Source organism: Pseudomonas marginalis, assembly GCF_900105325.1.
Taxonomy (GTDB): Bacteria; Pseudomonadota; Gammaproteobacteria; order Pseudomonadales; family Pseudomonadaceae; genus Aquipseudomonas; species Aquipseudomonas marginalis.
In genome coordinates, this window is the sequence record NZ_FNSU01000003.1 from 992414 (window position 1) to 1012288 (window position 19875).

Here is a 19875-nt window from a genome sequence, read left to right on the forward strand (position 1 = left end):
GGCGAGCGGGCCCGTTATGGTGAGCGGGCCTGTTGTGTGGGGAACGGGCTTGCTGTGGTGAGTGAGCTTGTTGTGGTGAGCGGGCTTGTTGTGGTGAGTGAGCTTGTTGTGGTGAGCGGGCTTGCCCCGCGCTGGGCTGCGAAGCAGCCCCAATAAAGGCACCGCGTTTATCCAGGCATAGTGAGTAGTCAGGTTTAGGGGCCGCTTCGCGCCCCAGCGCGGGGCAAGCCCGCTCACCACAGCAAGCCCGCTCACCACAACAAGCCTGCTTGCCACCTCACCACAACAAGCCCGCCTGCTACAGGAAGCCTGCTCGCCACACCAGGCCCACTCTCCACAGGAATCGGTGTGTTACGGTTCAGTCGTTGGTCAGCGGCGGCAAACGTCGCTTCACCGGGGTTTTCTTGACGATGGCGGTGTTGGTTTCGGCATAGGCATTGATCCGATCCAGCAGGCTGTCGAGATGGTCCATGGTGCGCACATGCAGGCGTGCGATAAAGCAGTCTTCGCCGGTGACCTTGTCGCATTCGGTGAACTCCGGGATCGCCTGGATCTGCCGCTCCACCTCCTGCAATTTGCCGGGCAGGGGGCGGATGCGCACGATGGCTTGCAGCAGGTAGCCGAAGTGCCTGGGGTCGATGTCGACGGTGTAGTGGGTCAGCACGCCGCGTTCTTCCAGGCGGCGCAGGCGTTCGCCCACACTGGGCGAGGACAGCCCGGTGATGCCCGCCAGGGCCTTGAGGGATAACCGCGAGTCATCCATCAAAGCGGCGATCAGTTGCTGGTCGATCGTGTCAATCATGGTGTTCGCCTAATAAGAAAAGGTGATTGCGGGATTTTGCCTTTTTTAGTCACTGGAGCCGCGCACAAGCAGATTGCCATAATTGAGCCTCACTTGAGGAGCATCAATCATGGGTTCATCCATCCGTCGCGGTTCGTGGGAAATGATCGCCGCCATGCTGATCTCGGGCACCATCGGCTGGTTTGTGCTGGTGTCCGGCGTGTCGGTGCTCGAAGTGGTGTTCTGGCGCTGCGTGATCGGCGGCCTGACCCTGTTGCTGGTGTGCGCGTTGCTCGGCTACCTTCGCCTGGACCTGCTCAGTTGGGCCACGTCCGGCCTGGCGATGCTCAGTGGCGTGGCAATTGTCGGCAACTGGTTGCTGCTGTTCGAGTCCTATTCCCGGGCGTCCATCGCCATCAGCACCGCGGTGTACAACGTGCAGCCGTTCATGTTGGTGATGCTGGCGGCGCTGTTCCTCGGGGAAAAGATCACCGTGCAGAAACTGGCGTGGCTGAGCCTGGCGTTCCTGGGAATGCTGGCGATTGTCACGGCCCATGGTAATCAGCCAACCGGCGACGATTACCTTGCAGGCATTGCCCTGGCACTGGGCGCGGCATTGCTGTACGCGATTGCCGCACTGATCATCAAGCGTTTGAAGGACGTACCACCGCATTTGATGGCGTTGATCCAGGTGACCACCGGCGCAGTGTTACTGGCGCCCTTGGTGCCTTGGAACAGCTTGCCTGCCACCACCAACGCCTGGGCGGCATTGGTCACGCTCGGCGTGGTGCACACCGGCTTGATGTACGTGTTGCTGTATGGCGCGATCCAGAAACTGCCCACCGCCATCACCGGCGCACTGTCGTTTATCTACCCGATTGCGGCGATCTTCGTCGATTGGATTGCCTTCGGGCATCGCCTGGGTTGGCTGCAATGGCTGGGGGTGGCGGCGATCCTGCTGGCGGCGGCGGGGTCGCAGCGGGGCTGGTGGTGGCCCCGCTCCCACAGGGTCAGTGCGTGCCCTGAAAGATGATATTTTCCGGGTTGAAATGCTCCACCACACTGCCCGGCTGTGGCAACCCAAGGATATGCCCCTTGATCTTGCCAACCACGTGCATCTCGCAGGGTTTGCAGTCGAACTTCAACGTCAGCACTTCATCGCCGTGAATCAACTGCATCGGTGCGACCTTGGTCTTCACCCCTGTCACCCCCTTGGCCTGTTTAGGGCACAGGTTGAAGGAGAAACGCAGGCAGTGCTTGGTGATCATCACCGGCACTTCGCCTTTCTCTTCATGGGCTTCAAAGGCTGCGTCGATCAGCTTCACCCCGTGACGGTGGTAGAAGTCGCGGGCTTTCTGGTTGTAGACGTTGGCCAGGAACGACAGGTGCGCTTCCGGGTACACCGGCGGCGGCGTGGTCTCGGCCTTGCGCCCGCCACGGGGGTGGGCGGCAACACGGGCGGCGGTCAACGCTTCGATCACTTCGCGGCGCAATGCCTTGAGCTGCGAGTTGGGAATGAAGAACGCCTGCGGTGCATCCAGTTCGATACGGGTGGCGTGATACTCGGTGGTACCGAGTTGGCCAAGCAGGTCGCGCAGGGTGTCCAGCGCCTGTTCCGGCTTGTTGGCCACGCCGAACGGGCCGGGCAGGGTGACGCTGGCGCAGATGCCTTCTTCGCTGGTCGCGGTGACGTCCAACTGCTCTTCACGCAAACGCGCGACCCATGACAGGCCGATACGGCGTTCGGCCGAAGTCTTGAGCAACGCCTGCTGCCAGTTGTGGTCGAGGTTGCGGTTCAGCGGGTGGTTCGGGCGCAACTGATGCAGGCCGGCCGGCATTTCATTCGGCTCGACGCGGTAGCGGTAGCGCTTCTCGCCGTCCTCCTCGAACTCGCCTTTGGGCTCGGCGATGTTGGCGCGGAAACCCACCACTTCGCGCTTGACCAGCACATTGAGGCCGTCGCCGTTGGACAGCGGCTCATGGGTGATCACTTGCAGGTCACGCTTGCCGGCTTTTTCCACCATACCCACCGGCAAACCGGTGAAGGTCGGGGTGTCGAAGGCGCCGATGTCGATCTTGCGGTCGCTGACAAAGTAGTCGGTGCTGCCGCGGTGGAAGGTTTTCTCCGGGTCGGGCAGGAAGAAGTGCGCGGTACGGCCGCTGGACGCGCGGGCGAGGTCCGGACGGTCTTCGAGGATTTCGTCGAGGCGCTGGCGGTAATAGGCGGTGATGTTCTTCACATAGCCCATGTCCTTGTAGCGGCCTTCGATCTTGAACGAACGCACGCCGGCTTCCACCAGCGCGCGCAGGTTGGCGCTCTGGTTGTTGTCTTTCATCGACAGCAGGTGCTTTTCAAAGGCCACGACGCGGCCCTGGTCGTCTTTCAAGGTATACGGCAGGCGGCACGCCTGGGAGCAGTCGCCACGGTTGGCGCTGCGGCCATTTTGCGCGTGGGAGATATTGCACTGCCCGGAGAACGCCACGCACAGGGCGCCGTGGATAAAGAACTCGATGGCGGCATCGGTCTCGTCGGCGATGGCGCGGATTTCCTGCAGGTTCAGCTCGCGGGCCAACACCAACTGCGAGAACCCGGCCTGGTCGAGGAACTTGGCGCGGCCCAGGGTACGAATATCGGTCTGGGTACTGGCGTGCAGTTCGATGGGCGGGATATCCAGTTCCATCACGCCCAGGTCCTGCACGATCAGCGCGTCGACACCGGCGTCGTAGAGCTGATGGATCAGCTTGCGCGCGGCTTCGAGTTCGTTGTCATGCAGGATGGTGTTGATAGTCGTGAACACGCGGGCGTGGTAACGACGGGCGAATTCCACCAGTTGGGCGATATCGCTCACCTCGTTGCACGCGTTATGGCGCGCGCCGAAGCTCGGGCCGCCAATGTAGATGGCGTCGGCGCCATGCAGGATGGCCTCGCGCGCGATGGCGACATCGCGGGCAGGGCTGAGCAATTCCAGGTGATGCTTGGGCAAGGACATAGTTTTTTTAGTCAGGCTTGTCACGGTTGAGGCGCGCATTGTAGCTGTGAAATGCCTGACCGGCATTACTTCAGGCTTGAGCGGCCATCGCGGTGACTTCCACACGCATGCCGTCTACCGCCAGCGCAGCCACGCCAACCGCCGCACGCACGGGCCAGGGCTTGGCAAAAAAGCGTTTGTAGACCTCATTGAAGGCGGCGCGGTCGGCCATATCGGTCAGATAAATGGTCAGGTGCATGACCCGGTCCATGGAGCTGCCGGCCTTTTCCAGTGCGACTTTCAGCGCTTGCAGGGTACATTCGCTTTGCAGGGTGATATCGCCCAGTTCCAGGCTGCCGTCGGCGCGCGTAGGGATCTGGGTGGAGACCAGGATGCCGTTGAAACCGACAACGTCGGAAGAAATCGAGTCGGCATCCGGATCGGGGGTGTAGGACAGGTCGTGGTTGGCCATGGGCGCCTCTGGTTGGCAGTAACGGAAAGGCGCCATGGTCCCCGAAAACAATCCCAGGGGCAAACCGCTGGCTTATACCCAGCGGCGGAACAACACGCTGGCATTCACGCCACCAAACCCGAAGCCGTTGGACAGCGCGTATTCAATCGCCATCGGCCGCGCGTCACCGCGCACCATGTCCAGGCCCTCGGCCAGGTCATCCGGGTGTTCCAGGTTGAGGGTCACCGGTGCGACCTGATCGCGCAGGGCAAGTACGGTGAAGATCGCCTCAATGCCGCCCGCGGCGCCCAGCAAATGGCCGGTGGCGGACTTGGTCGAGCTGATCGCCAGGTGGCCACCGACACCGAATACGGTCCTGATGGCTGCCAATTCGCCTTTGTCGCCCACCGGCGTCGAGGTGGCGTGGGCATTCAGGTACTGCACCGCGGACGCCTCGATCCCCGCCTGACGCAACGCCTGCGTCATCGCCCGGCGCGCACCGTCGCCGTCTTCCGGGCCGGCGGTCATGTGGTAGGCATCGGCACTGGTGCCATAGCCCACCAGCTCGGCAATCGGCTGGGCACCGCGTGCAAGGGCGTGTTGCAGTTCCTCGATGACCAGGATGCCGGCGCCTTCGCCCATGACAAAGCCGTCACGCGCCTGATCGAACGGGCGCGAGGCGCGCTCGGGGGCGTCGTTGAAGTCGCTGGACAACGCCCGCGCCGCCGCAAAGCCGCCCAGGCTGACGCGGTGGATCGCCGCTTCGGCGCCACCGCACACCGCCACGTCCACTTCACCGGCACGGATCATCCGCGCAGCGTCGCCAATCGCCTGCACCCCCGCCGCACAGGCCGTGACCGGCGCTCCCAGCGGGCCTTTCAAGCCATAGTTGATCGACACATGCCCGGCGGCCATGTTGCTCAGGAACGATGGAATGGTGAACGGCGACAAGCGTCGCGGCCCCTTGCTGTCGGTGGTACGTACCGCCTCGGCGATGGCCGGAAAACCGCCGACGCCCGAGGCGATGATGGTGGCGGTGCGTTCCTGCTGCTGCACGGTGTTCGGGGCCCAGCCGGCCTGCTTCAGGGCTTCGTCGGCCGCCGCCAGGGCGAACAGGATGAAACGGTCCATCTTGCGCTGCTCTTTTGCGGCCAGCAGGCGATCAGGATCGAACCCGGCTTCGGGGTCCTGCAGCACGCTCTGCACTTGGCCGCCGATGCTGATAGCCAGGTCGCCGATCAGTTCTTCAGGCAGGCGACGAATGCCCGACTGCCCGTTCAACAGGCGTTTCCAGGTTGACTCCACGTCAGCGCCCAACGGTGTCAGCGCACCCATGCCTGTCACAACGATACGTTTACTCATGATCAATCGACTCCGGTTGCATTGAGGGTTCAGACTCTATGGACGTCACTATCATGATGAAAGTAACATGGCGTCACACAACTTTGCACCGGCCCCTAGGAACCTTTATGCAACGCAAGTCCCTGACCCGCGACGAATGCCCCATCGCCCGCAGCCTCGAACGGGTAGGGGAGTGGTGGAGCATCCTGATCATGCGCGACGCGTTGCAGGGGTTGCGCCGCTTCGATGAGTTTTCGCGCAGCCTGGGCATTGCGCCGAACATGCTCACGCGCCGCCTGACAGCGTTGGTGGAGGCGGGGATGCTGGAGCGCAGGGCCTACAGTGAGCGGCCGCCGCGCTATGAATATGTGCCGACCGCCAAGGGCGAGGATTTCCGCATGGTGCTGATGTCGCTGGTGGCGTGGGGCAACCGGCATTACGCCGAAGAAGGCACCAGTGTCGAGTTGGTCGAGCGGGACACGGGGCGGCCGGTGCAGCCGATGTTGGCGAGTGCAGAGGGACACATCGTGCCGTTGGAGGACTGTGTGTTGCAGGCCGGCCCGGCGGCCAGTACCGGTATGCGGGAGCGCTTGGCTTCGCTTGCCGCAAAGCCTTGAATCCTGCGGGCTCAAGCAATAATTTGACGCCAGAAAATAATCCTGCTGCGCCCCTTAAAGTCGCGTATTTCCCAGCCGATAGCGAGTCAAGACACAGGTTTTTCCGCACGGCTGAGGGCTCGTCATGTTCAATACAACACTCAAAACCGAACTGGCGGCCAGGACGGCCGAAGTCACCGAGTACAAAGGACTGATCAGCGCCCTGGAACGCTCCATGGCGGTAGTCGAATTCGACCTCAACGGCAAGGTCCTGCGTGCCAATGATAATTTCCTGAAAACCCTGGGCTACAGCCGCGACCAGTTGGCGAGCAAATCCCACCGGGACTTTTGCTTGCCGGCGCTGACCAACAGCCCGGCCTACAGCCAGTTCTGGGGGGAACTCAAGGCCGGTAAGTTCGTGTCGGGCACCTTCAAGCGCGTGGATGCCCACGGCAAGACGGTCTGGTTGGAAGCCAGCTACAACCCGGTGCTGGATGAGCGTGGCCAAGTGCTGAAAGTGGTCAAGTACGCCCTGGATGTCACCGCCAAAGTCGAACAGGAGGCGGCGACCCGCAGCAAACTGGCCGCAGTGGATCGGGCCATGGCAGTGATCGAGTTCGACTTGAACGGTCAGGTGCTGGACGCCAACGAGAACTTTCTGCACGTCATGGGCTATACGCTGGCCGAAATCAAAGGCAAGCACCACCGCCTGTTTTGCGAACCCAGCCTGATCAACAGCAGCGAGTACACCGACTTCTGGCGACGCTTGAACAACGGTGAATTTTTCACCGGGCAATTCAAACGTCTAGGCAAGCATGGCCGTGTCGCGTGGCTGGAGGCCAGTTACAACCCGGTCTACGACGGCGACGGCACGCTGATCAAGATCGTCAAGTTTGCCAGTGACATCACTGAACGCGTGGAAAAGTTCGAGGAAGACTCACGCGGCGCCTCCCGGGCCTACCATATTTCCTCCGAGACCGAGCGGTTTGCCGAGCACGGTACCCAGGTGATCCAGGATACGGCGACAGAGATGCGCCGGATCGCCGAGAACATCGGCGCATCGGCGCGTCTGGTCGGGCAATTGGGCGAGCGCTCCGAGCAAATTACCGCCATCGTCAATACCATTCGAGGCATCGCCGACCAAACCAACCTGTTGGCCCTCAACGCGGCCATCGAGGCTGCCCGTGCGGGCGACCAAGGGCGTGGTTTTGCCGTGGTGGCCGATGAGGTCAGGCAGTTGGCGGGGCGTACCAGCCGCTCTACCGCGGAAATCGCCGAGATGATTGGCATGATCCTGTCGGAAACCCGCGACGCGGTGGCCAGCATGAGCTCCACCCAAGAGGGCGCGCAACGCGGTGTGAACCTGGCGGACCAGGCGGGTTCGGTGATTTTGCAGATTCGCACCAGCACCAGTGATGCGGTGCAGGCTGTGAGTATGTTTGCGTCGAAACTGGATGAGTCGGAAGTGATTCCGAAAACTGCCGTCGGCTGGGTAGGCTGATCGCGTTTTAGGCGTGGAGAGGGAGCCATTCCCTCTCCTGACAAGGCTCCCTTTACAGCAAGGTGAACGGGTAGTCGACGATCACCCGTAGCTCATTCAAGTCACCATCGCGCTGGTCGGCGTTGGACGCCACGATGGCATCACGCACGCGCAACGACAGGTTTTTTGCCGGGCCACTCTGGATCACATATTTGGCCTCCACGTCCGTCTCGTGATGGGCGCCGTCGGCACCGTAATCGCCGGCATAGGCGCTGTTGACCGGGGTGTGGGTGCCGTTGATGTCCGAACCGTTGATATAACGGCTCATGAAACTCAACCCCGGCACGCCATAACTGGCCATGTTCAAGTCATAACGAATCCCCCACGACTGCTCGCCCGGCCCGTTGAAGTCGCCCCACTGCACCGAGTTGGCCAGGAACACCGAATCGCCACCTTCACCCGCGCCGTTGTTACCGGTGCCGATGTAGTCAAAGGGCGTGTCGCCGTGCACCTTCTGGAACGACAGCGTCAGCGTGTGCGCCTGCAGGAACGAATAGGCCGCCGCCACCGAGTAGGTGGTGTTGTTGATCGCGCCGGCCTTGGCGGCGCCGGTGTCGAGGGTGCGGTACAGGTTGCCGTCCAGGGCCAGGGATTGGTCATGGGGAAGGGCGATGACGTAGTTGAGGTTGGTGTAGTACTGGCGCCAGATGTCTTCCAGTTCGCCGACATACAGTGTCGCGCTCAGTGACGGGGTGAAGGTGTATTTGCCGCCGACAAAGCTCGCGCTGTTGGCCGCCACGTTGGCGTAGGTGGCGTAAATATCGTGGTCATGGTTGCTGGTCATGCCGCTGTTGGTGCTGGTGAAGTGCCCGGCTTCCAGGTCCAGTCCGCTGATTTCGCTGCTGGTGAGATCAAAGCCGGTGGCGGTTTGCGGCAGCAGGCGGGTGCCGCCGGTGGCGAAGACCGGCGCGGTGGGCTGCATGTCACCGAACTTCAACTGGGTCTTGGAAATTTTGAGTTTCACCGCAGCACCGACGGAACCGTAGGCATTCTCGGGATCGCCGTGCCGATCGGTCGGCAGGTCGCCGGTGCCGGCGTCCGCGTGGGTAGCGTCGAGTTTCAGCGCGCCGTAGGCGTAGGCATCCACGCCAAAGCCGAGGGTGCCCTGGGTGAAGCCCGAGGCGTAGTTGAGCATGGCGCCCTGGGCCCAGTCGCGGTTGTCGGCCTTGCCGCTCGCACGGTCGCGGTCGAAGTAATAGTTGCGCAACAAGCCGGTGACGCTGCTGCCGTCGATAAAACCCTTGGCATCGGCCTGGTCCGTGACGGACTCGGCAAACGCCACGGGGCTGATACTGGCGCACACCGCCAGCGCCAACAGGCTCCACTGTTTAATCATGTTATTAACTTCCCCGGAATAATGAACGCGCACAGAAACGCCGCACTGTCTGGCAGGCGTACACGCTTGTATGGGCAGAATTTTAAAGTGAGGCGTTACGGTTTCTTATTGTCTTCGACGGGTTTGCCGAAGCTGACTCCAGGCAGATTTTGCGCGGCCTGCAGGTGTGCCGGGGATGAAACTCGATTAATTAAACTTCACTATTTTTAATCGGCGGGAGGTGTAGCGTGGGGACTGTCTTAGCCGCTCTGCTTCGACAATACCCTTTGGTTGCCGCCGTAGTTGCTACGGCGGATTTTTTTCCATGGGGAGTTTTTAAGTTGAACTAACAAGGGCGAGGGCGCTGGAGTAATTGGCCCCTTACTCCACGCAGTTATTACTCTTCCACGTCCATGAACTCCTTGGCCCACGCCACGTAACTTTCAGGCAGCGTGTAGGTATGGGTCAGTTCCGTCGCACTGAGGTTCGAGGTGCTGTGGGTCAGCTGGCGCTGGGCACGGAGGCTGTCGTAAGTAGCCTTGATCGCCGCAAAGTACGCGCCATGGCCGGCAACCACCACGCGCACGCCCAAATCCGCCAAGCGCTGGGCGTCGTTGAGCTTGGGATTGCCGTAGGTCACCAGCATCAGCGGCACGGTGAGGTTTTCCGCGATCTTCTCCAGGTGCTCGAAGTCGCTGACACCCACCATGCAGATGCCGTCGGCACCGGCTTTCTGATAAGCCCGGGTGCGCTCGATCACCGCTTCGGTGGACAACACGCCGGCGTTGGTCCGGGCGATGATCGACAGTTCAGGATCGACACGGGCTTCCAGGGCGGCGCGGACCTTGCCGATGCCTTCCTGGATGGAAATCAGGTCGGTGGATTTACGCCCGAATTGTGCAGGCAGCAGCGTGTCTTCAATCGTCAATGCCGCGACGCCGGCGCGCTCAAGCTCTTCGACGGTGCGCATCACGTTGAGTGCATTGCCGTAACCGTGGTCGGCATCGGCAATAAAAGGCAACTGGGCGACGCGGCCGATACGGGTGGCCTGCTCGACGAACTCACTCAGCGTGATCAAGGCAAAATCGGGCGCCGCCAATACCTGCAACGACGCGACTGACCCTCCCAGGATACCCACCTCAAACCCCAGGTCTGCCGCGATACGGGCGGACATGGGGTCGAATACGGAAGCGGTTTCAACGCAGCTCGGCTTGGCCAGCAATTCGCGGAAGTTGCGGCGCAGCGTCGAATGAGATTTTTTGGGCATGTTCTTTCCTGGCTCTGGTCATCGTCACGTGACGATCTATGTCTATTCGTGGTCGCGCGAGATTACCATGCAGGCGGGTCGGGGATTATGACGTTTGAGCATGGGGTATGCTGGAAACAGATGGTGCATGCTGGCCTTAAAATGCTTATTTCGCATTATTATAGAATTACGTTATGCATTATAAGAAGTTTACAGCGGCCGATCCGGTCCTTATGGTGTGGGCAGATTATTCCTGTGAACACTATCGAGACCGTACGCGCGGATCGACTTGAACGGCCTGACAAGGCATCTGGAGACGAACGTGCGTTACCTGACGAGACTGGCGGCCGGGTTGGCGGCCGTATTGCTGTGCCTGACCGCGAATGCGCAAACACTGGTGGTGGGCGACCAAAGCTACAACGCCCAGGCCGCGATGGAAGCGGCGGGGGTGCTTGAAAACCTGCCCTATACCCTTGAATGGAAGCAGTTCACTGCCGGGTCGCCGGTTGCCGAAGCACTCAACGTCGGCAGCCTGGACATTGGCTTGCTGGGTGATGCGCCCGTGCTGTTCCTGGGCGCATTAGGCGCGCCCATCAAAGTGATTGCGGTCAGTCGGCAAAATCTCGACGGCGTGGCCATTCTGGTGAAAAAGGATTCGCCGATCAGGAGCCTTGCGGATCTCGCGGGCAAACGTGCGGCCATCTGGAAAGGCTCCTGGAGCCAGCAACTGCTGTTGACTGCGCTGGATAAAGCCGGCGTGCCACGAGACTCACTGGAGTTGCGCTACCTCAGCGCGCTGGACGCCTCCCATGCGTTGGAAGGTGGTTCGGTGGACGTTATCGCCACCTGGGAACCTTACGTTACGCAGCAGGAACGCCAAGGTGCGCGGGTGCTCGCGACGGCTGACGGATTGATTCCGGCCCAGAGCTTCATTGCAGCCAACGCCCGTGCCGTCGAAGCCAAGCGTGTGCAGATCAGCGATTTTCTCCTGCGCCTGAAAAAGGCGCGTGACTGGGCTCGCCAAACCCCGGCCAACACCGACGCCTATGCCGATGCGTGGGCCAGGCGTACGCGTGCGGACGCCGGTATAGCGCGCGCCTGGTTTGCCCGCGCGCGCACCACCGTCGAGCCGGTGACTGCCCAGTCGCCAGCAGAGGCGCAAAAAACCGTGGACTTTTTTGCCGGCCAAGGGCTGGTCAAACCGTACCCGGCAGCCAATCTGTTCGATCAGTCATTCGCGGCGTCCTTGCAGCCAGCCGTCGCTGATAACCAGCCGTGAGGCGTCAAGGAATACTCTGGACATGACCAACAGACAGCTCAAACTGGGTGCCTTGACGATGGGCAGTGGCGGGCCGGGTCGCCATAACCTGTGGCTCGATCCTCAATTACCGGCCGACGCCAGCGTCAACGTCGATTGGTACATCGATATTGCGCGTCAGGCCGAGGCGGCGTTGTTCGACTTGATGTTTATCGTCGACAGCCAGTTCATCACACCGGGGTCGCCCTCCCATTATCTGAATCGGCTGGAACCGCTGACGCTGCTCTCGGCACTGGCTGTGAGCACACGCCAAATAGGCTTGGTCGGTACGCTGACCACCTCTTACAACTCGCCCTACAACGTTGCGCGGCGCCTGGCTTCACTGGACCTGATCAGCAAAGGTCGTGCGGGATGGAACGTGGTGACCAGCGGCGATGCCGGCACGGCAGGCAACTACAGCCGGGACGAACACTACGATTACGACACGCGCTACGGCCGAGCGGCTGAACACGTCCAGGTTGTGCAGGGCTTGTGGAACTCCTACGAGGAAGATGCCTTCGTGCGCGACCGGGCGACCGGGCAGTTTCTCGACCCGAGCAAACTGCATCGCCTGAATCACCAGGGCGAGCACTTTTCGGTGGTCGGCCCGCTGAACATCCAACGCTCACCCCAAGGCCAGCCGGTGATATTCCAGGCCGGTGATTCGCCGCAGGGGCGCGAGCTGGGTGCCGCCACCGCCGATGTGATCTTTACCCATGCCGCCAGTATCGAGCAGGGCCAGGCTTTCTACCGCGATATAAAGGGCAGGGCAGCACAAAGGGGGCGCGACCCGGAGCAGATACTGGTCATGCCTGGCGCTGAAATTTACGTCGGCGACACGGATGAGCACGCCCGTGAAATCGAGCAGCACTACCATCAGGTCGACCACAGCTTTGAACTCGCACTGAAGGAATTTGGACGTAACTTTGGCTGGCATGATTTCAGCCAGTACGACCTCGATGCGCCGTTTCCCCAGGCAAGCCTCGAGTCTGCGCGCAGCAGCTTTTTTACCGCAGCCAAACGGATTGCCGATCAGGCTCGCGAGAAAGGTTTCACGTTGCGCCAGGCCGTAGAGTTTGGTCGCCAACTGCGTCCCGGCGCATTCGTGGGCACTGCTGACACGGTCGCGCAGAAAATGGCCGACTGGTTCGAGGCCCGCGCCGTGGATGGCTTCAACATCTACATCGGGCACCCCGAGCAATTCAAGCGTTTTACCCAAGACGTCATACCGTTATTACAGGCCCGTGGCGTGTATCGCAAAGCGTATGAAGGGACGACCCTGCGCGAAAGCCTGGGGTTGCCGATTCCGCGCTTTGAGCGCCGCAGTTAGTGCCTCAACGCCCGGCGCACAGAAAACACAGTGGTTAAATCTTGAATTGCCTCAACAGGCCTTCCAGGCGATGACCGATGGCGTACAGCTCATCGACCGTGTGTACGCCGCTTTGGGTCTGGTCTGCGACGTTTTCAATCGCGCGGGCTATCTGGTGGACGCTGCGATTGATGGCCTCTGCAACCGACGTCTGCTCTTGCGCGGCGCTGGCGATGTGCGCGTTCATGGTGTTGATGGTAACGATCAACTCGACCGCCTTGCCCAGCGACTGCCCGGCTTGTCCAGCGTGCAGGCTGGCGCCATGACCTGCTGCGCCGGAGTGACTCATTGCAGTGACGACCTTGGTGGTGGCCTGGTCAAGGCGCTCGATCATCGCTTGAATTTCCTGGGTGCTGAGTTGCGTCCGGCTTGCCAGCGCGCGTACTTCGTCGGCAACCACGGCAAATCCGCGACCTGCATCCCCGGCCCGGGCGGCTTCGATCGCGGCGTTGAGTGCGAGAAGGTTGGTTTGCTCGGCGATCGAGCGGATTACATCCAGCACCGTGACAATGCCTGCTACATCGCCTTGCAGGCTTTTCAGCGAGGCGCCTCCCGCGGACAGGTCCTCGGTCAGGCTTCCCAACCGGGTGATGCTTTCATTGACGACCTGCCTGGCGTGCTGGGCCTGCACATCGGTTTCGCCCGCTGCCTCTGAAGCGCTCTGGGCACTGTTGGCGACCTCTTGCGCCGCAGATGACATCTGATTGATTGCTGCAGCGACTTGATCGGTTTCCTGGCGTTGCTGTTCCATGACCTGATCGATGCATTTGCTCTGTTCGGCCACCTGGGTCACGGATGTATTCAATTCTCTGGCCATGCCGACGATCTGGCCGACCAGCCCATGAATCTTATCGGCGAAGGCATTGAACGACACGGCCACCTGGCCGAACTCGTCGCGGCCGATGGGTAAGCGCCGTGTCAGATCGCCTTCGCCCGCTGCGATTTCATCAAGGTGCTCGCGAATCCGCGAGAGGGGACGCAGGCTGCTTTTAACCATTAACACTGCGAGCACACCGGTGATCCCGAGCGCAATCAAGGCAATGACGGTTATCCCGTAGACCAGGCTGCGCACACGCTGATGGATTTCCCCTCGTACTTGGGCAACCTGGCTTTCGATTCGGTCGAGATTGATCGCGGTGACCACGACCATGTCCCAAGCTGGCAGGTAAAAGCTGTAAGCCAGCTTGGGAGCGACTTTATCCGTATTGATCAGGGCCCCCGAATAGTTGACGAAGTGGCTGTCGTTCTTCGCTGCGGCAACCATTTCCCGATTCAGGTAAATCCCGTTCTTGTCTTTGCGGTCACTCATGTTGGTGCCGACGCCTTCACTGCTGTCACCACGAAACAGGCGCACGACCTGACTGTCGTAACCGATAAAATAGCCGTCGTCCCCATACTTCATTTTCGACAGTCGCGCGATCGCCAGCGCACGCGTTGCGGTGTCCCCCGTCTCGGCCTGCGCATACAGCTCCGCTACCGAGGTTCGGGCAAGGTTGGCGTAGTCTTTCAAGCGTTCCCGGCTTTCATCCAGCAGGCGTTTCCGGGTCGCCGTGACTTCCTGCTCGGCGCTCGACAGCAAGGTGGTGCTCGTTGTCAGCGCCAGCACCGTGGACAACAGCACCACCGGAGTCAGCACCAGCATCAGTACTTTGTTTTTAAACAGCATGCGTGGGGTTCCTCACCTGAATCTGTAGGAAAGCGGCCGCAAGGGCCGCGATCGTCGACTTACCAAAGGGCAATGTCATAGGTGAGGTAGAGGCGATTACTGTCGCGGCCGCGGGAGAACTCAGAGCGGTAGACATAGTTGCGCATGCGTACGCCCAGGCCCTTGAACGTGCCGGCTTGCACAACGTAAGCCAGCTCGGTATCCCGCTCCCATTCCTTGACTGTGGTGGTGGACTTGCCGTCATTGCCGCTCAGGTAGCGCGTTGAGAAGGTCAGGCCGGGCACGCCGACGGCGGCGAAGTTGTAGCCATAGTTGAGCATCCAGGTCTTCTCGCCCTCCTCAATGAATTTGCCGATGCCGGCATTACTGAACGAGTAGACGGTCGCGCCGCTGATGTAGGGTAATCCGGCATCACCGCGAAGGGCCTGGTAGCCGCCACCGAGGGTATGGCCTGAGATCACGTAGGACAACTGGCCGCTGAACATGTCATTGTCGATTTTGCCTGCGTAGGCCGAGCCGCTATCAACGCTGTTGAAGTAGCGCAGGTCGCTGGTCAGCACGCCACCGGCCAGCGGCAGGTCATGCTGGATGCCAGCGAAGTTCTGTCGGTAGAAGTGCTCGAGTTCCCCGTAGAAATAACTCAAGCGCAGGTTTTTGCCCCATTTGTACTCAGCCCCGGCGTAGTTGAAATCTCCGGATTTTTCCCCGCTGTAGCCATCAGGCACGATCGGCACGCTGTTGGTGGAGTCGCGCAGTTTGAAACGGTCCAGATGCCCGCCGGTCACGGTCAGGTTCTCGATGTCGCTGCTGCTGACCTGGGTGCCCTGGTAGGTCTGGGGCAACAAGCGCGCATCGTTGTAAATCAACACCGGCGTCTTGGGCAGCAAGGTGCCGTACTTGACAGTGGTTTTGGCGAACCTGGCTTTTGCCGTAGCGCCGGCGCTGGCAAACTCGCCGGCCGCCCGCCCGTCATCATGCACCGGCATGAGCCCGGTGCCACTGCGCCCGCGCCCTGAATCGAGCTTTACCCCATAGAGCCCCAGGGCGTCCACGCCGAAGCCGAGGGGGCCCGCAGTAAATCCGGACTGATAGTCCAGCAGAAATCCCTGGGCCCACTCGGTGCGTTCGCTTTTTGCCGTTCTGGCGGCCCGCGCACTCAAGCCGTGCTCGTCGCGAAAGTTCTCGTTGAAATACACATTGCGCAGTTGCAGCTTGAGCTTGCTGTCATCAATAAAACCTTCGGCGTTGGCCGCCGCGACGGGTACCAGGCCTAACGCGCAAAACAAAGCTCGACGGGTATACATAGGGTTCATGGCAAATGACTCGTTGTTGTTATTTGGGGTACAGGTCGGCACGCGCCTCGTGAGTGACGCGCGCTGGAAGGCAGCAGGGGTTATGGGTGGATCAGGTGAACAGGCTGATGGCCCCGGTCAACAAGGCCAGGGCGGTAACGACCAGGGAAGTCAGCACGGCCCATTTGACGGTGGCCTTCTGGAAGTCGCCGATATCGCGATCGACCATGCCCACCAGCAACAGGGTCGAGGCCACCAGCGGACTCATGAGGTGAACAGGCTGGCCCAGGATCGAGGCGCGGGCGATTTCGACCGGGTCGATGCCATAAGCGGCGGCGGCATTGGCCAGGATCGGCACCACGCCAAAATAGTAGGCGTCATTGGACAGTACAAAGGTCAGCGGCATGCTTGTGATCGCAACCACCAACGGAAACAGGTGGCCCCAGGATGGCGGGATCCAGTCGACAAGGGTCTGTGCCAGGGCATCCACCATCTTTGTACCGGAAAAGATCCCGGCAAAGATCCCGGCGGCAAATACCAGCAACACCACGGTCATGGCGTTGCCCGAGTGCGCCAGGATGCGTTCTTTCTGAATGTCCAATTGCGGGTAGTTGATCATCAGCGCGAGCACGAAGCCGATCAGGAACAGGATCGCGGAATGCATCAGCCCCATCACCAGTGCCACCATCACCGCGATCACCAGCACCAGATTGACATAGGCCAGCTTCGGACGTTTGTGGGGCGTGTCCTCGAGAATCGCATCGATGTAGCAATCGCCGCCGCCGCTTTGCAGTTGCACGTTGCCGATACGCTTGCGCTCTGCGCGACCCAGTATGAAGGCCGTGAAGATCACCCACAGGGCACCGCCGATCATGGTCGGCAGCAACGGCACGAAGTACTCGCCGGCATCCAGGCCCAGCGCGGCAATAGCCCGTGTCGCGGGGCCGCCCCAGGGCGTCATGCCACTCATGATGCTCAGCGACAGCATGGAGAGGGTCGCCAGGATCATCGGGTTCATGCCGATGCGTTTATACAGCGGCAGCATTGCGGCGCAGGTGATCATGTAGGTCGTTGTGCCGTCGCCGTCGAGCGCTACCAGCAACGACAGCAGGGCCGTGCCTACGGCGATCTTCATCGGGTCGCCATTGACCCTCTTCAGGATTTTGCGGATCAGCGGGTCGAACAGGCCTGCGTCGATCATCAGGCCGAAGAACAGGATCGCAAACAGCAGCAACGCGGCAGACGGGGCGACCATTTTCAGGCCGTCGAGCATCATCTTGCCGGTGGTGCCGCCAAAGCCGCCGATCACCGCGAAGACGATGGGAACCACGGTGAGCGCGACGATGGGCGACAAACGCTTTGTCATGATGAGATAGGTGAATACGACCACCATGGCCAAGCCAAGGAAAGCGAGCATAGGACGATTCTCTTGTTGTTATCGTAAAAATGGCTGACGCCGAGGCGCACGCGCCCTGACCCGCCGGGCGGCACAACGCGCCTGGCGGGGAGGAGGGGGCAGTCAAGTCAGGGGGGAAGCGTTATCCGGTTGTCTCTAGACGCGTTTGGCGTCCTTCAGGTCGTCCCAGGCTTTTCCCGGTGCGGCAGAAGATTTTGCGTCGAGCATCCGGTTCAGCGTTTCGCGGTGGCAGGCATTTTCAGACATCGAAATCACCACCGTCGCTACCGCGTTACTGGCCAGGCTGGTCAGGGCGCGGGCTTCAGACATGAAGCGGTCAACACCGATCAGCAATGCCAGGCCGGCCAATGGGATGTCGTGAATGACCGTCAGGGTCGAGGCCAGTGCCACGAACCCGCTGCCGGTAACCCCGGCGGCGCCTTTGGAGGACAGCAGCATGATCGCCAGCATGGTGATGATCTGCGTCAGGCTCAGATCAATGTTGCAGGCCTGGGCAATGAAAATCGCCGCCAACGACAGGTAGATGGCCGTGCCGTCCAGGTTGAACGAGTAGCCGGTGGGCAGCACCAGGCCGACGACGCCTTTTTTGCAGCCCAGTGCCTCGAGTTTCTCCAGCATGCGCGGCATCACCGGTTCCGTGGAGGAGGTGCCGAGTACCACCAGGAACTCTTCCCGAAAGTAGCGCAGCAGCTTCCACAGGCTGAAACCGTTGGCGCGGCAAATGCTGCCCAGTACCACGAAGACGAAAAAGCCGCAGGCGATGTACAAGGTCATGATCAACTTCGCCAGCGAACCCAGCGAGGTGATGCCGTACTGGCCGACAGTGAACGCCAAGGCCCCGAAAGCGCCGACCGGTGCAAAACGCATCAGGTAGGAAAAGATCTTGAAGACCATTTGCGAGGCGGATTCGAGCACGTCGAGTACCGGTTTGCCACGCTCGCCCAGCGACGACAAGGCAAAGCCGGACAACACCGCGATAAACAGCACCGGCAACACTTCACCTTTACTGAAGGCGCCGATAAACGTCTCGGGAATGATGTGCATGAAAAACTCCACCACCCCAAGCTTTGCGGCCGACTCCGTGTACTGGGCCAATCCTTTGGTGCTCAGCTGGCTGGGATCGATGTTCATGCCGGCGCCCGGCTGGAACACGTACACCGCGACCAGGCCAATCACCAGGCTGATCACCGTGAGGACGAAGAACAACAGCATGGTTTTGCCCAGCAGGCGCCCGAGGGAGCGCTTGTCGCTCATCCCTGCGATGCCGGTGACGATGGTGCAGAACACCACGGGCGCAATCATCATCTTGATCAGTTTGATGAACGCGTCACCCAGGGGCTTGAGTGCAATGGCCTGCTGGGCCCAGAAATGCCCGACCACGATGCCGAGCGCCACGGCGCAGAGGATCTGGAAGTAGAGCGATTTAACAACTTTCATGGCATCACCCATTTTTAGAATTGTGCGGATGCAAAAATGCCAACGACTATCGGAATTTATCCGGCAAGGCGCTGCGAGTCAGTGGCGTAGACGTAGCCGGAGAAAAGCCTGCGGGCGGTGCGTACGACTGAAGCCTGAATTGTCTCACCGTTGACGCCGGTGTAGGACAATACGACATCAATCCCGCCGCTCGGGTGTTCGATACGCACCGCTTCTAGGCGCGGCGTACTGATCCCGCCGAGCATCTGCGCGACGATGCTGCCTTCGATCACACACGCAGTGGCCAAACCAATCGAGCCCGTAATGGCGAGCGCGCGGTGGCAGTTGTGCGGCATGAAGTAACGAACCTGGAGCGTGCCCCCCGCTTTCGCGGGCGAAACCAGTACCGGCTTGGGAATCACTTTGTCGCTGACATCGCCCAGGCCCATGGCCAGCCCGGCCTGAAGCCGCAGCGTCTCAAGGCGTCGCAGGAATTCCTTATCGGCGTCCAGTTCCGCCGGGCTCTCATCGCCACGCTTGCCCAGTTGGCTGGCTTCGACAAGCACCATGGGCATTGCCATGTCGATACAGGTCACCGCAATGCCATCGATCACGTCCTGCGTGTTACCGGTGGGAAAGAGCTTGCCTGTCTTGCTGCCGGCTGCGTCGAGGAACGTCAGTTGCACCGGTGCCGCCGTACCGGGCACGCCATCAATGGCGGTATCGCCCTCGTAACTGACTTTGCCATCCGGCGTGTACACGTCGGAGTGAATAAAGGTGCCGGTATTTAGGTTGCGAATGCGCACACGGGTGCGCTCCGGGGTGCCTTTGACCAGACCCTGCTCGACGGCGAACGGGCCCACCGCGCACAGCATGTTGCCGCAGTTGGGTGCGCTGTCGACCCTGCGTTGTGAAACCATCACTTGAACGAACAGGTAATCAACGTCCGCATCCGGGTGCAGCGAAGGGCTGACAATCGCAACCTTGCTGGTTTGCGGGCTGCCACCGCCGATGCCGTCGATCTCCAGTTCATGACCGGAGCCCATCAGGTTGAGCAGCAGTTCGTCACGGGCCTCAACGGCGGCGGGCAAATCCCAGTCGAGAAAAACCGGACCTTTCGAGGTGCCGCCGCGCATCAGCACACAGGGAATTCTTTGCATGATACTGACTCTTGTTGAT

The 19875-nt window shown here is 60.9% G+C and carries 15 protein-coding genes and 3 pseudogenes; 6 read left to right on the top strand and 12 right to left on the bottom strand.

Annotation, left to right across the window (positions count from 1 at the left end; translation table 11 throughout):
• Positions 1 to 358: 358 nt before the first annotated feature.
• Complete coding sequence (locus BLW22_RS13630) at positions 359 to 802, bottom strand: Lrp/AsnC family transcriptional regulator (protein ID WP_027605815.1); 444 nt, start codon at positions 800 to 802, stop codon at positions 359 to 361.
• 109 nt (positions 803 to 911) lie between these two features.
• On the opposite strand from BLW22_RS13630, the gene BLW22_RS13635 reads away from it, so the two are divergent.
• On the top strand, positions 912 to 1814 hold the full coding sequence (locus BLW22_RS13635) for a DMT family transporter (RefSeq protein WP_074846784.1): 903 nt from the start codon (positions 912 to 914) through the stop codon (positions 1812 to 1814).
• Here the strand turns inward: BLW22_RS13635 and BLW22_RS13640 are convergent.
• From BLW22_RS13640 to fabF, 3 genes are all read right to left on the bottom strand, one after another.
• Entirely contained in the window at positions 1792 to 3771 is a 1980-nt protein-coding gene (locus BLW22_RS13640) for a peptidase U32 family protein (RefSeq protein WP_074846785.1), read from the bottom strand. The genes BLW22_RS13635 and BLW22_RS13640 overlap by 23 nt on opposite strands.
• A 70-nt stretch (positions 3772 to 3841) precedes the next feature.
• Positions 3842 to 4222: a RidA family protein gene (locus BLW22_RS13645; RefSeq protein ID WP_027605818.1), complete on the bottom strand. Its 381-nt coding sequence runs from the start codon at positions 4220 to 4222 to the stop codon at positions 3842 to 3844.
• A 72-nt stretch (positions 4223 to 4294) separates the two neighbouring features.
• Complete coding sequence (gene fabF, locus BLW22_RS13650) at positions 4295 to 5563, bottom strand: beta-ketoacyl-ACP synthase II (protein WP_065927564.1); 1269 nt, start codon at positions 5561 to 5563, stop codon at positions 4295 to 4297.
• Between the two features lie 107 nt (positions 5564 to 5670).
• On the opposite strand from fabF, the gene BLW22_RS13655 reads away from it, so the two are divergent.
• The 3 genes and pseudogenes from BLW22_RS13655 to BLW22_RS35970 all read left to right on the top strand — a co-directional run.
• Complete coding sequence (locus BLW22_RS13655; protein WP_065927563.1) at positions 5671 to 6159, top strand: winged helix-turn-helix transcriptional regulator; 489 nt, start codon at positions 5671 to 5673, stop codon at positions 6157 to 6159.
• A 124-nt stretch (positions 6160 to 6283) separates the two neighbouring features.
• Positions 6284 to 7051 (top strand): annotated as a pseudogene (locus BLW22_RS35965) (PAS domain-containing protein); the annotation flags it as partial.
• A gap of 111 nt (positions 7052 to 7162) precedes the next feature.
• Positions 7163 to 7639 (top strand): annotated as a pseudogene (locus BLW22_RS35970) (methyl-accepting chemotaxis protein); the annotation flags it as partial.
• A gap of 52 nt (positions 7640 to 7691) precedes the next feature.
• On the opposite strand, the gene BLW22_RS13665 reads toward BLW22_RS35970, so the two are convergent.
• Complete coding sequence (locus tag BLW22_RS13665; protein ID WP_074846786.1) at positions 7692 to 9014, bottom strand: OprD family porin; 1323 nt, start codon at positions 9012 to 9014, stop codon at positions 7692 to 7694.
• 376 nt (positions 9015 to 9390) lie between these two features.
• Positions 9391 to 10260 carry an isocitrate lyase/PEP mutase family protein gene (locus BLW22_RS13670; protein ID WP_065927560.1) on the bottom strand — a complete coding sequence of 290 codons (870 nt, stop codon included), beginning with the start codon at positions 10258 to 10260 and terminating at the stop codon, positions 9391 to 9393.
• Positions 10261 to 10561: 301 nt separating this feature from the next.
• Between BLW22_RS13670 and BLW22_RS13675 the strand changes: the two genes are divergently transcribed.
• Entirely contained in the window at positions 10562 to 11518 is a 957-nt protein-coding gene (locus BLW22_RS13675) for an ABC transporter substrate-binding protein (protein ID WP_065927559.1), read from the top strand.
• Positions 11519 to 11540: 22 nt separating this feature from the next.
• Complete coding sequence (locus tag BLW22_RS13680; RefSeq protein ID WP_074846787.1) at positions 11541 to 12866, top strand: LLM class flavin-dependent oxidoreductase; 1326 nt, start codon at positions 11541 to 11543, stop codon at positions 12864 to 12866.
• 34 nt (positions 12867 to 12900) lie between these two features.
• On the opposite strand, the gene BLW22_RS35975 is transcribed toward BLW22_RS13680, so the two are convergent.
• From BLW22_RS35975 to BLW22_RS13705, 6 genes and pseudogenes are all read right to left on the bottom strand, one after another.
• Positions 12901 to 13722 carry a methyl-accepting chemotaxis protein gene (locus tag BLW22_RS35975; protein WP_408013063.1) on the bottom strand — a complete coding sequence of 274 codons (822 nt, stop codon included), beginning with the start codon at positions 13720 to 13722 and terminating at the stop codon, positions 12901 to 12903.
• A 36-nt stretch (positions 13723 to 13758) separates the two neighbouring features.
• Positions 13759 to 14571 (bottom strand): annotated as a pseudogene (locus tag BLW22_RS35980) (cache domain-containing protein); the annotation flags it as partial.
• 59 nt (positions 14572 to 14630) lie between these two features.
• Entirely contained in the window at positions 14631 to 15875 is a 1245-nt protein-coding gene (locus BLW22_RS13690) for an OprD family porin (protein ID WP_413038077.1), read from the bottom strand.
• A gap of 100 nt (positions 15876 to 15975) precedes the next feature.
• Positions 15976 to 17280: a CitMHS family transporter gene (locus BLW22_RS13695; RefSeq protein ID WP_065927555.1), complete on the bottom strand. Its 1305-nt coding sequence runs from the start codon at positions 17278 to 17280 to the stop codon at positions 15976 to 15978.
• Positions 17281 to 17415: 135 nt separating this feature from the next.
• The gene (locus tag BLW22_RS13700) at positions 17416 to 18729 is read right to left on the bottom strand and encodes a dicarboxylate/amino acid:cation symporter (RefSeq protein ID WP_065927554.1); all 1314 of its coding nucleotides are present in this window, start codon (positions 18727 to 18729) and stop codon (positions 17416 to 17418) included.
• A gap of 44 nt (positions 18730 to 18773) precedes the next feature.
• Positions 18774 to 19856 carry a 4-oxalomesaconate tautomerase gene (locus BLW22_RS13705; protein ID WP_065927553.1) on the bottom strand — a complete coding sequence of 361 codons (1083 nt, stop codon included), beginning with the start codon at positions 19854 to 19856 and terminating at the stop codon, positions 18774 to 18776.
• Positions 19857 to 19875 lie beyond the last annotated feature (19 nt).

What these genes read in the sequence shown, in the direction of transcription:
- BLW22_RS13630 (WP_027605815.1), bottom strand. Translation starts at nt 802, where the DNA reads ATGATTGACACGATCGACCAGCAACTGATCGCCGCTTTGATGGATGAC.
- BLW22_RS13635 (WP_074846784.1), top strand. Translation starts at nt 912, where the DNA reads ATGGGTTCATCCATCCGTCGCGGTTCGTGGGAAATGATCGCCGCCATG.
- BLW22_RS13640 (WP_074846785.1), bottom strand. Translation starts at nt 3,771, where the DNA reads ATGTCCTTGCCCAAGCATCACCTGGAATTGCTCAGCCCTGCCCGCGAT.
- BLW22_RS13645 (WP_027605818.1), bottom strand. Translation starts at nt 4,222, where the DNA reads ATGGCCAACCACGACCTGTCCTACACCCCCGATCCGGATGCCGACTCG.
- fabF (WP_065927564.1), bottom strand. Translation starts at nt 5,563, where the DNA reads ATGAGTAAACGTATCGTTGTGACAGGCATGGGTGCGCTGACACCGTTG.
- BLW22_RS13655 (WP_065927563.1), top strand. Translation starts at nt 5,671, where the DNA reads ATGCAACGCAAGTCCCTGACCCGCGACGAATGCCCCATCGCCCGCAGC.
- BLW22_RS13665 (WP_074846786.1), bottom strand. Translation starts at nt 9,014, where the DNA reads ATGATTAAACAGTGGAGCCTGTTGGCGCTGGCGGTGTGCGCCAGTATC.
- BLW22_RS13670 (WP_065927560.1), bottom strand. Translation starts at nt 10,260, where the DNA reads ATGCCCAAAAAATCTCATTCGACGCTGCGCCGCAACTTCCGCGAATTG.
- BLW22_RS13680 (WP_074846787.1), top strand. Translation starts at nt 11,541, where the DNA reads ATGACCAACAGACAGCTCAAACTGGGTGCCTTGACGATGGGCAGTGGC.
- BLW22_RS35975 (WP_408013063.1), bottom strand. Translation starts at nt 13,722, where the DNA reads ATGGCCAGAGAATTGAATACATCCGTGACCCAGGTGGCCGAACAGAGC.
- BLW22_RS13690 (WP_413038077.1), bottom strand. Translation starts at nt 15,875, where the DNA reads ATGTATACCCGTCGAGCTTTGTTTTGCGCGTTAGGCCTGGTACCCGTC.
- BLW22_RS13695 (WP_065927555.1), bottom strand. Translation starts at nt 17,280, where the DNA reads ATGCTCGCTTTCCTTGGCTTGGCCATGGTGGTCGTATTCACCTATCTC.
- BLW22_RS13700 (WP_065927554.1), bottom strand. Translation starts at nt 18,729, where the DNA reads ATGGGTGATGCCATGAAAGTTGTTAAATCGCTCTACTTCCAGATCCTC.
- BLW22_RS13705 (WP_065927553.1), bottom strand. Translation starts at nt 19,856, where the DNA reads ATGCAAAGAATTCCCTGTGTGCTGATGCGCGGCGGCACCTCGAAAGGT.